We start from the raw sequence: 11170 nt of genomic DNA, 5'->3' as shown, positions 1-11170 counted from the left end.
CCCGCCCGCCTGTGTGCACGCCTTGTTCGTGAGCCTTCTCTCGCTTGGTGCAAATGGCTACAATAACGGATGAAGCGGACGTTCGTCACGCTGGTGTCGCCCACTTGGCGTGTATGTTCCGGGGCCGAGAGCCATGGAAGGGACCAATCCGGTGAACAAGAAGCTCGCGGCCGCACTGTCCGGCGGTGCGGTACTGGTACTGGCGCTGTCGGGATGTGGCGGCGACGACAGCAGCGACAAGCTGAACTCCTGGGCCAAGCAGGTCTGCGACGCGGTACAGCCGCAGGCCAAGAAGATCGAGGCCGCCAACACCGCGATCCAGAAGCAGACCTCGGACAACAGCACTCCGGAAGACGTCCAGAAGACCGACTCCAAGGCGTTCCAGGACATGTCCGACGCCTACAAGGCGATCGGTGCCGCCGTGGACAAGGCCGGGGCGCCGGACGTCGACGACGGCGAGAAGAAGCAGACGGACGCCGTCAAGGAGCTCAACACCATCTCATCGTCGTACGCCGACCTCAGGAAGCAGGTCGACAACCTCGACACCAAGGACCAGGCGAAGTTCGCCGACGGCCTCAAGGGGATCGCCACCCAGCTGGACAAGCTGAGCCAGAGCGGCAACAACGCCCTTGCGAAGCTGGAGGAGGGCGACGTGGGCAAGGCGATGGCCAAGCAGGAGAGCTGCAAGTCCGCCTCGAGGTCGCCGTCGGCGAGCAAGAGCTGAGGAACGTCGGGCAGGGCCTGAGGAAGAGGCCCGAGCCCCGGGAGGCCGATCGTCCGGCCGACCGAACGAGGGCCCGGTACGCGCGCGTACCGGGCCCTCGGCGTGCGTGGCCGCAGAGGCGGCCTCCCGGAGTCCAAGAGGCCGCCTTCCGGTGTCCACAGGTGCGCGCGCCATGTCCGCGTGAACGGACACAATGGAGACGTGAGTAACGCCAGCCTGACACCGCTGCCCTCGTCCGACCGCACCGACGTCACCGCGCGGCTGCGGGACGCCCTCCTGGGCGCCTCCTTCAGCGCCGACGGGCTGCTCGACCTGCTCGGCGCCCCCGCGTACGCGGCGCTGGCGCGCAGCGAGACCGTGCCCGCGCTCCGGGCGACCCGGGGCGACTCGCCGCTGGAGGCACTCGTACGGCTGTTCCTGTTGCAGCAGCCCGTGCCGCACGCGCGCGTGGCGGACGTTCTGCCGGTGGCGGACTGCCTGGAGAGCGGCTGGCTGACCCGGGTGGGCGGGGGCGAGGTCGCGGCGACGGTCGACGTACGGCCCTACGGCGGAACGGACGGGGAGGACTGGTTCATCGTCTCGGACCTGGGCTGCGCGGTCGGTGGAGCCGGTGGCATCGGCAGCCACGAGGAAGGTGTCGTACTCGGTGTGGGCGGCGCGTCCACGACGCTTGCCGGCATCACCGTGCGCACGCCCGTCGCCTCCGCGCTCGACCTCGGCACCGGCTCCGGAATCCAGGCGCTGCACGCCGCGCAGCACGCCACGCGCGTGACCGCGACCGACCTCAACCCCCGCGCGCTGCACATCACCGCGCTCACACTCGCCCTGTCCGGTGCCCCGGACGCGGAGCTGCGCGAGGGCTCCCTCTTCGAACCGGTGGCCGACGCCACGTACGACCTGATCGTCTCGAACCCGCCCTTCGTGATCTCTCCCGGCGCCCGGCTCACGTACCGCGACGGCGGCATGGGCGGGGACGATCTGTGCCGCACGCTCGTCCAAGAGGCGGGCGATCGTCTGAACGAAGGGGGGTACGCGCAGTTCCTCGCCAACTGGCAGCACGTGGAGGGTGAGGACTGGCAGGACCGGCTGCGGTCCTGGGTGCCGCGCGGCTGCGACGCGTGGATCGTGCAGCGCGAGCTCCAGGACGTCACGCAGTACGCCGAGCTGTGGCTGCGGGACTCGGGAGACCACCGCAGCGATCCGGCGGAGTACCAGGCGCGGTACGACGCGTGGCTGGACGAGTTCGAGGCGCGGAAGGTCAAGGCCGTCGGCTTCGGCTGGATCAGTCTGCGCAAGTCGGCGGCGGCGCAGCCCTCGGTCGTCGTGGAGGAGTGGCCGCACCCCGTCGAGCAGCCGCTCGGCGACTCCGTGCGCGCGCACTTCGACCGTGTGGACTATCTGCGGGCGCACGACGACGCGGCCCTGCTCGCCGGGCACTTCAGGCTCGCGGGCGAGATCGTGCAGGAGCAGGTCGGGCTGCCCGGCGCCGAGGACCCGGAGCACGTCGTGCTGCGCCAGCACCGCGGGATGCGGCGGGCCACGAAGGTGGACACGGTCGGCGCGGGTTTCGCGGGCGTCTGCGACGGCACGCTGAGCGCGGGGCGGATTCTGGACGCCATCGCCCAACTGGTCGGAGAGGACCCGGTGTTGCTGCGGGACCGGACGCCCGCGCAGATCCGGCTGCTCGTCGAGCAGGGGTTCCTCGAGCCCGCCGGGTGAGTGAACTCGTCGTGGAGGGATGCCTGGGACGCGCTGCGTCTGGCGCGAATCCGTACCACTGAGCCGCATGTGCCCGCCGAGGTCTCCGTGACCTGGGCGTCCGGTCCCGAGCGGAGCGTCTACGGCGGGGCGGCCGGCAAGGACGACTGGAACGACGGATGCGCCAAGGCGGTGTGCACGGTGAGTCGTACCGGCGGCACACAGACGAGCGAAGAGATATCGACGCCCGGCACGGTATGACGGACTCGGTATGACGGACTCTCGCGGGGCGAACGCGTGGGGCGGGTGACTCCGGATGCGTGGTGGGGCGACAGTGTGATCGATTCCGCATAGAGCCGCGCGGAGCTGTCCGCCTCACGTTCACCCGGGGTTGGTGTTCTGGCTTCCCGGGGGTGTCAGCGTCCCGACTCTGGGCACCCAAGGGCGGAGGGAACGAGCCATGGAGAGCGGACCCGCGATCTTCACGGGATCGGTGTTCGCCCTGTTCGGGGGCGGGCTGCTGCTGTGGACGGCGGTGCGGCTGCGGCAGCGCGCCGCGGTCGCCCACGGGGTGAACCCGGTCGCCTCGGCGATGGTCGCGGGCTTTGCCGGGACGACCGCGCTGCTCCTCGCAGTGTGGTGTTTCACTCGTACCTGAGCGCGGTGCTTCACTGGCACGTGAGCGTGGCGTCCCACGTGATGTCTCACGCGGACCTGAGCGCCTCGCTTCCGATGACACCCCGGCTTTCCGTTCTCCCCGTTGTCCGGGAGCCCGTTGACCGGGAACCGTCGCCTCCGGTGTCCGGTAATCGCCGCCCCTCGGTGGCCTCGTAACAAGATCCGCGACCATCGGGAACCTGGCCCTCCGGTAATTGAGAGGTCACCCTCCGGATAGGCCCGAAACGGCAGGTCGGCACTCCGGGCGGCAGGAATGGCGGGAGTCGGGTTACCGTTCGAGTGGCCGTTGCGGGCTTTTCCCGTTTGACACGGGGGCGGGATGTACCGTCACACTCCGCAGCGTCAGCATGACCCGAGCCCCGGGTTCCAGGCCTGGGGCGAGACCCCCTGCGTCGACCGGAGAGAAGAGCGAAGTTGTCCCCGACCAGCGAGACCGCACACGGCGGCCGCCGACTCGTCATCGTCGAGTCGCCTGCCAAGGCGAAGACGATCAAGGGCTATCTCGGCCCTGGCTACGTCGTCGAAGCGAGTGTCGGGCACATCCGCGACCTCCCCAACGGCGCCGCGGAGGTGCCCGAGAAGTACACCGGCGAGGTGCGCCGCCTCGGTGTGGACGTCGAACACGACTTCCAGCCGATCTATGTGGTGAACGCCGACAAGAGGGCCCAGGTCAAGAAGCTCAAGGATCTGCTGAAGGACTCCGACGAGCTCTACCTCGCCACCGATGAGGACCGCGAGGGCGAGGCCATCGCGTGGCACCTCCAGGAGGTGCTCAAGCCCAAGGTCCCGGTCAAGCGGATGGTCTTCCACGAGATCACCAAGGCCGCGATCCAGGCCGCCGTCGCCAATCCGCGCGAGCTCAACCAGAAGCTCGTCGACGCCCAGGAGACCCGCCGCATCCTCGACCGCCTCTACGGCTACGAGGTCTCGCCGGTCCTCTGGAAGAAGGTCATGCCCCGCCTGTCGGCGGGCCGTGTCCAGTCCGTGGCGACCCGCCTGGTCGTCGAGCGGGAGCGCGAGCGCATCGCCTTCCGTTCCGCCGAGTACTGGGACCTGACCGGCACCTTCGGCACCGGCCGCGCCGGCGACGCGAGTGACCCCTCGCAGCTCGTCGCCCGCCTGACCACGGTCGACGGCAAGCGCGTCGCCCAGGGCCGCGACTTCGACTCGCTGGGGCAGCTCAAGGGCGCGAACACGCTCCACCTGGACGAGGCGAACGCCCGCGCGCTCGCCGCCGCCCTGGAGAACACGAACTTCTCCGTACGGTCCGTCGAGTCGAAGCCGTACCGACGCTCGCCGTACGCGCCGTTCCGTACGACGACGCTCCAGCAGGAGGCCAGCCGCAAGCTCGGCTTCGGCGCGAAGGCCACGATGCAGGTGGCGCAGAAGCTGTACGAGAACGGCTTCATCACCTACATGCGTACGGACTCCACGACGCTCTCGGACACGGCGATCTCCGCCGCCCGCGCCCAGGTCACACAGCTCTACGGCGCCAACTACCTGCCGGACAAGCCGCGTACGTACGCCGGGAAGGTCAAGAACGCGCAGGAGGCGCACGAGGCGATCCGCCCCTCGGGTGATCGTTTCCGCACGCCGGCCGAGACGGGTCTGACCGGTGACCAGTTCAAGCTGTACGAGCTGATCTGGAAGCGGACCGTCGCCTCCCAGATGAAGGACGCGGTCGGAAACTCCGTCACCGTGAAGATCGCGGGCACGGCCTCCGACGGCCGCGACGCCGAGTTCAGCGCGTCCGGCAAGACGATCACCTTCCACGGCTTCCTGAAGGCGTACGTCGAGGGCGCGGACGACCCGAACGCCGAGCTGGACGACCGTGAGCGCAGGCTGCCGCAGGTCAACGAGGGCGACCGGCTGTCCGCCGAGGAGATCTCGGTCGACGGCCACGCCACCAAGCCCCCGGCCCGCTACACCGAGGCCAGCCTGGTCAAGGAGCTCGAAGAGCGCGAGATCGGCCGCCCGTCGACGTACGCGTCGATCATCGGCACGATCCTCGACCGCGGTTACGTCTTCAAGAAGGGCACGGCACTCGTCCCGTCCTTCCTGTCCTTCGCCGTCGTCAACCTCCTGGAGAAGCACTTCGGGCGGCTCGTCGACTACGACTTCACCGCGAGGATGGAGGACGACCTCGACCGCATCGCGCGGGGCGAGGCACGGGCCGTGCCGTGGCTGAAGCGGTTCTACTTCGGTGCGGGCGACGCGGCGGGTGCCGCCGAGGCCGGGAACGGCGACGGCGACCACCTGGGCGGCCTCAAGGAGCTCGTCACCGACCTGGGCGCCATCGACGCCCGCGAGGTGTCGTCGTTCCCGGTCGGCAACGACATCATGCTGCGCGTCGGGCGCTACGGCCCGTACATCGAGCGCGGCGAGAAGGACTCCGAGAGCCACCAGCGCGCCGATGTGCCGGAGGACCTGGCGCCCGACGAGCTGACCGTCGAACTCGCGGAGGAGCTGCTCGCCAAGCCGAGCGGCGACTTCGAGCTCGGTGCCGACCCGGAGACGGGTCACCAGATCATCGCCAGGGACGGCCGCTACGGCCCGTACGTCACCGAGGTGCTCCCCGAGGGCACCCCGAAGACCGGCAAGAACGCCGTGAAGCCGCGTACGGCCTCGCTGTTCAAGTCGATGTCCCTGGACACGGTGACCCTTCAGGACGCGCTCAAGCTGATGTCGCTGCCGCGTGTCGTCGGCAAGGACACCGAGGGTGTGGAGATCACCGCGCAGAACGGCCGCTACGGGCCGTATCTGAAGAAGGGCACCGACTCGCGGTCGCTCACCTCCGAGGACCAGCTCTTCACGATCACCCTCGACGAGGCCCTCGCGATCTACGCGCAGCCCAAGCAGCGCGGGCGCGCGGCAGCCAAGCCGCCGCTGAAGGAACTCGGTCCGGACCCGGTCAGCGGGCAGCCGGTCGTCGTCAAGGACGGTCGCTTCGGGGCGTACGTCACCGACGGCGAGACCAATGCGACCCTGCGGTCCGGCGACAGTGTCGAAGCGATCACTCCGGAGCGTGGCTTCGAGCTGCTCGCGGAGAAGCGCGCCAAGTCGCCCGCCAAGAAGACGGCCAAGAAGGCCCCGGCGAAGAAGGCTCCGGCGAAGAAAACCGCCGCCAAGAAGACCGCGGCCACGAAAACGGCAGCAAAGAAGACCACTGCCAAGAAAACGACCGCAAAGAAGGCGACGGCTTCCAAGGCGACCGCCGAGGACTGAGTCCTTCATCTTCGGTTCGTGAAACGAACGCCCCGGCACCACTTGGTGTCGGGGGCGTTCGCATGTTCGGGGGCCTCTTCGGGGAGTGAGCCCGTCCCGATAGGCTGGCAGGATGACGCGAGCCGAGCAGCCAACGGCCCACAACCCGGCCCCCGACGACGCCCTGGTCGCAGATTCACGGGAGCGCGCCGTCCGGGCGCTTCTTCGCGTACCGCAACTGAGGCGGCTCTGGAGCGCCCAGCTGGTGGGCGGCGTCGGCGACGCCCTCGCGCTGCTCGTGCTGGTCCTGCTCGCCCTCCAGGCGGCGGTCTCCGAGGGCTCCTTCGGGGGTGGCTACCGCGGAGTGGCCCTCGCCGTGTCGGCCGTCTTCGGGGCGCGGATTCTCGCGACGCTGCTCTTCGGGGCGGTACTTCTCGGCCCGCTCACCTCCCTCACCTCCCAGGAAGGGCCACTCGACCGCCGCTGGACCATGGTCGGCGCGGACGGGGTACGGGCCGCGCTGCTGATCATCGCGCCCCTGTGGATCGACTGGACGCCGGAGAACGCGCTGGCCGTGATCCTGGTGACGGCGTTCGTGATCGGGGTCGCCGAGCGCTTCTGGATGGTGTGCCGCGAGAGCGCGGCGCCCGCGCTGCTGCCCGCACCGCCTCTGGAGGGCGCGACGGTACGCCCGCTGCCGGACCACATGGACGCGCTGCGGCGCCTGTCGCTGCGTACGGGATTCGTGGCGGTGCCCCTCGCGGCGGCCACGCTCGTCGTCGCCGGGCTCGTCAACAACCTGCTGGGCGCCGGGCTCGCGTGGTTCGAGCAGCACCAGGCGGCGCTCGCCTCGTACGTCTCCGCGGGTCTGTTCGCCGCCTCCCTGTCGGTGCTCACGTTCCTCGAACTGCCCGACGCCCGCACCCCGCGCGCGCGGTCGCCGCTCGAAGGGCTGCGCCGCCCCAAGACGGGGTCCGGCGTCGACAAGGGCCGCACCGGCGCGATCCCGCTCCTGGTGCTCGCCTGCGCTGCCGTCGCCGGGGCGATCGCGGCCACCGTCGCCGTCGCCGTGCTGCACGCCAAGGACCTGGGCGGCGGACCGGTGACGTACGGGCTGCTGGCGCTCGCGGTGACCGGGGGTGTCGTGATCGGCATCCGAACGGCCGCCAAGCTGCTGCCGTCCTTGTCGCGGCGCCGCCTGCTCGCGCTCGCCATCGCCTTCACGGGGATAGCGCTGCTCGCCGCGGGGCTCGTTCCGGACGTCGCCACCGTGATCCTGATCACAGGGTTCGCGGGCATCGGCGCGGGTGTCGCCGCGAACACCGGGCACGCACTGCTCGACCAGGAGGCCGAGGACTACCGGCGGGCGCGTACGACGGAACACCTGCACGCGGTCGTACGGGTCTTCGTGGCCCTGGGCGCGCTGGTCGCCCCCGTGGTGGCCGCCGTCATCGGGCCGCACCGCCTGGAGAACGGCAAGTTCGTGTTCGCGCACGGCGGCGCCGCCTTCACACTGATGCTGGTCGGCGCGCTGCTGCTGCCGGTCGCCGCGCTGGTGCTGGCCAAGGCCGATGACCGCTCCGGAGTGCCGCTGCGGCACGACCTCAGGGACGCGCTGCGGGGCGGGGACGACCCGGTGCAGGCACAGGCCGTCGCCGGGTTCTTCATCGCTCTGGAGGGCGGTGACGGGGCCGGGAAGTCGACGCAGGCCGAGGCGCTCGCCGAGTGGATCCGCGCCAAGGGGCACGAGGTCGTGGTGACGCGCGAGCCGGGCGCCACGCCCGTCGGGAAGCGGCTGCGGTCGATCCTGCTGGACGTGTCGTCGGCCGGGCTGTCGCACCGCGCGGAGGCGCTGCTGTACGCCGCCGACCGCGCCGAGCATGTGGACACCGTGGTGCGGCCCGCGCTGGAGCGGGGCGCGGTGGTCGTCTCCGACCGCTACATCGACTCCTCCGTGGCGTACCAGGGGGCAGGGCGTGACCTGTCCCCGACCGAGATCGCCCGCATCAACCGGTGGGCGACCAACGGGCTCGTACCGCATCTGACGGTGCTGCTGGACGTGTCGCCGGAGGCCGCCCGTGAGCGGTTCACCGAGGCGCCGGACCGGCTGGAGTCGGAGCCCGCCGAGTTCCACGCGCGCGTGCGGTCCGGTTTCCTGACGCTCGCGGCCGCCGATCCCGCGCGCTACCTGGTCGTCGACGCCGGGCAGGAGCCCGAGGCCGTCACGACGGTGATCCGGCACCGTCTCGACGTGGTGCTGCCCCTCTCCGAGGCCGAGGTGAAGGCCCAGGAGGAGGCCCGCAAGGCGGCCGAGGAGGAAGCGCGGCGGCGTGCCGAGGAAGAGGCCGCCCGCAAGGCCGAGGAGGAGCGGCTGGAGCGCGAGCGCCAGGAGCAGCTCGCCCGGCTGCGCGCCGAGGAAGAGGAACGCAAGCAGCGCGAGCTGGAGGAGGCCCAGCGGCGCGAGGCCGAGCGGCAGGCCGAGGAGGCCCGGCAGCGCGCCGAAGAGGCGCGCCGGAGGGCCGAGGAGGAGCGGGCGCGGCGGCTCGCGGAGGAGCAGGCGCTCAAGGCCGAGGAGGACCGTCGGCGCAGGCAGGCCGAGGAGGAGGCGCGGCTCCGGGCCGAGGCGGACGAGCGGCGGCTGGAGAAGCAGCGGAAGGCCGAGGAGGCGTTGCTCCGGGCCGAGGAGGCTCGGCGGGTGGCGGCTGCCTCGGCCGCGGCGGCTTCCGCTGGTGCGCCTGAGGGCGGCGCCGGTTCCTCGCCGACCGTCCCTGACAACGAGACCACGGTGCCGACGCCCGTGGTGACGCCGACGAACGCGTCCGGAGGACCGGCCGAGGAGACGGCGGTCCTGCCTCCGGTGCCGCCGCGTGACGCCGGGCCGGACGCCGAGGAGACGGCTGTGCTGCCGCAGCCTCCGGAGCCGCAGGGGGCCGCCGACGAGACGGCCGTGCTGCCTCCCGTCGGGCAGGGCCCCGCCGCCGACGAGACCGCTGTGCTTCCCCCGGTCGGGCAGGGTTCCGACGCGGACGAGACGGCGGTCCTTCCTCCCGTACGGGAGGACCGTGGCGGCGAGCGGGGGAGCGGGCCGGCGGACCGGGTGCCTCCGGGGTACTTCCGTGACGAGCGGCCGGGGGCCGACCCCACCGACGCCCGCACGCGCGAGCTGCCTCAGGTCGACGAGGAAGGCACGCCTCGGCGACGGCCGCGTTCGGACTGGGCGGAGGAGACTCCGCTGGACGATCTTCCGACGCTGGCGGACGAGTTGCTGGGTCCGCGTGAGGACGAGGAGCAGGACGAGGGGCGGGGGCGCCGGCGGCGCTGACGTGTGCGCGGGCGCCGGCATGTGTGCGGCGGGCGGTGGCGCGGGCGGCGCGTGGCGTTGACGTACGGGGGGCGGTGACGGCGAGGCTGTTGTGCCGGCCGCGGCCCGAGCCTGTTGTGCGGGGCGCGGCCGCCGAGGTACGCACGAGGCCGACCCTCTCGCCCGCCCGAGCCCCGCTCGTAGAGCCGGGCACGGTCCGGCACGGCCCGTTCGCTCGGAGCCAGGACCCCGTTGTCAGTCCCCTCCCGCACAATGGGACGCGGCAAGGCACATGCGTGACGGAAGGGCGGGCAACCCATGACCGTGTGGGACGACCTGGTGGGCCAGGAGAAGGTGAGCGCGGAGCTCGGCGCCGCCGCCCGGGACGCCGACACCCTGGTCACGGCGGTGGCGGCCGACACCCCGGTGCCCGAGTCGTCGAAGATGACGCACGCCTGGCTCTTCACGGGCCCGCCCGGCTCGGGCCGTTCCACCGCGGCGCGGGCCTTCGCGGCGGCCCTCCAGTGCGTGAGCCCCGACCGCGCCCTCGGCGGAGCCCCCGGCTGCGGCTTCTGCGACGGCTGTCACACGAGCCTGATCGGCACCCACGCCGATGTGCAGATCATCCGCACCGACCTGCTGTCGATCGGTGTGAAGGAGACCCGTGACCTCGTACGCCGCGCTCAGATGTCCCCGGCGGGCCGCCGCTGGCAGGTCATCATCCTGGAAGACGCCGACCGCCTCACGGAGGGCGCGGGCAACGTACTGCTGAAGGCCGTCGAGGAGCCCGCCCCGCGCACGGTCTGGCTCCTCTGCGCGCCCTCGATCGAGGACGTCCTGCCCACCATCCGCTCCCGCTGCCGCCTCCTCACGCTCCGGACCCCGCCCGTGGACGCGGTCGCCGACATCCTCGTACGCCGAGACGGCATCGAGCCGGACGTGGCGGCCGCCGTGGCCCGCGCCACCCAGGGCCACATCGGGCGCGCCCGCCGCCTCGCCACGGACGAGCGTGCCCGCGCGCGGCGTGCCGCCGTCCTCAAGCTGCCGCTGCGTGTCGACGACGTGGGCGGTTGCCTCAAGGCCGCCCAGGAGCTGATCGACGCGGCCTCCGAGGATGCCAAGCAGGTCGCCGAGGAGATCGACGTCAAGGAGACCGACGACATGAAGGCGGCGCTCGGCGCGTCCCAGGGCGGCCGTATGCCGCGCGGTACCGCCGGCGTGATGAAGGAGCTGGAGGACAAGCAGAAGCGCCGCAGGACGCGTACGCAGCGCGACAGCCTGGACCTGGCCCTCATCGACCTCACGGCCTTCTACCGCGACGTGCTCGCCCTCCAGTTCGGCACGAATCTCGCCCTCGCCAACACGGAGATGCGGGACACGCTGGACCGGCTGGCACACGGTTCGTCACCCGAGGCGACCCTGCGCCGGATAGAAGCGATCGCCGCCTGCCGCGAGGCTCTCGACCGGAATGTGGCGCCGCTGCTGGCGGTGGAGGCGATGACGATGGCGTTGCGGGCGGGCTGACCCTCACTCGCCGCCCACTCACTCTCACCACACCCACACCC

Annotated in this window: 7 protein-coding genes; all 7 read left to right on the top strand. The window is 71.5% G+C overall.

The genetic code is table 11. The features are described 5' to 3' along the window. Nucleotides 1-133: 133 nt before the first annotated feature. The 7 genes from GAS53_RS13460 (at nt 134) to GAS53_RS13430 (ending at nt 11129) form a co-directional block, all read left to right on the top strand. Complete coding sequence (locus tag GAS53_RS13460) at nt 134-724, top strand: oligoendopeptidase F family protein (protein WP_151477754.1); 591 nt, start codon at nt 134-136, stop codon at nt 722-724. 201 nt (nt 725-925) lie between these two features. Continuing rightward, nucleotides 926-2443: a DUF7059 domain-containing protein gene (locus GAS53_RS13455; RefSeq protein ID WP_151477753.1), complete on the top strand. Its 1518-nt coding sequence runs from the start codon at nt 926-928 to the stop codon at nt 2441-2443. A 69-nt stretch (nt 2444-2512) separates the two neighbouring features. Next, a complete protein-coding gene (locus tag GAS53_RS55115; RefSeq protein ID WP_192583092.1) occupies nt 2513-2683 on the top strand; it encodes a hypothetical protein in 171 nt (56 codons plus the stop codon). 199 nt (nt 2684-2882) lie between these two features. After that, nucleotides 2883-3080: a hypothetical protein gene (locus GAS53_RS13450; RefSeq protein ID WP_151477752.1), complete on the top strand. Its 198-nt coding sequence runs from the start codon at nt 2883-2885 to the stop codon at nt 3078-3080. A gap of 434 nt (nt 3081-3514) precedes the next feature. After that, nucleotides 3515-6325, top strand: coding sequence for a type I DNA topoisomerase (topA, locus tag GAS53_RS13440; protein WP_151477751.1), 2811 nt, complete (start codon nt 3515-3517; stop codon nt 6323-6325). Nucleotides 6326-6437: 112 nt separating this feature from the next. After that, entirely contained in the window at nt 6438-9626 is a 3189-nt protein-coding gene (gene tmk, locus GAS53_RS13435) for a dTMP kinase (protein WP_151477750.1), read from the top strand. Between the two features lie 297 nt (nt 9627-9923). Next, entirely contained in the window at nt 9924-11129 is a 1206-nt protein-coding gene (locus GAS53_RS13430) for a DNA polymerase III subunit delta' (protein ID WP_151477749.1), read from the top strand. Nucleotides 11130-11170: the final 41 nt, after the last annotated feature.

It is taken from the genome of Streptomyces albicerus, assembly GCF_008905045.1.
Classification (GTDB): domain Bacteria; phylum Actinomycetota; class Actinomycetes; order Streptomycetales; family Streptomycetaceae; genus Streptomyces; species Streptomyces albicerus.
The sequence above is the reverse complement of the archived record's forward strand: the minus strand, read 5'-3'. Positions and strand labels throughout refer to the sequence as shown.

Excerpts from the sequence above, each read along its gene's own strand:
- GAS53_RS13430 (WP_151477749.1), top strand. The coding sequence starts at position 9,924 with ATGACCGTGTGGGACGACCTGGTGGGCCAGGAGAAGGTGAGCGCGGAG.
- GAS53_RS13450 (WP_151477752.1), top strand. The coding sequence starts at position 2,883 with ATGGAGAGCGGACCCGCGATCTTCACGGGATCGGTGTTCGCCCTGTTC.
- tmk (WP_151477750.1), top strand. The coding sequence starts at position 6,438 with ATGACGCGAGCCGAGCAGCCAACGGCCCACAACCCGGCCCCCGACGAC.
- GAS53_RS13460 (WP_151477754.1), top strand. The coding sequence starts at position 134 with ATGGAAGGGACCAATCCGGTGAACAAGAAGCTCGCGGCCGCACTGTCC.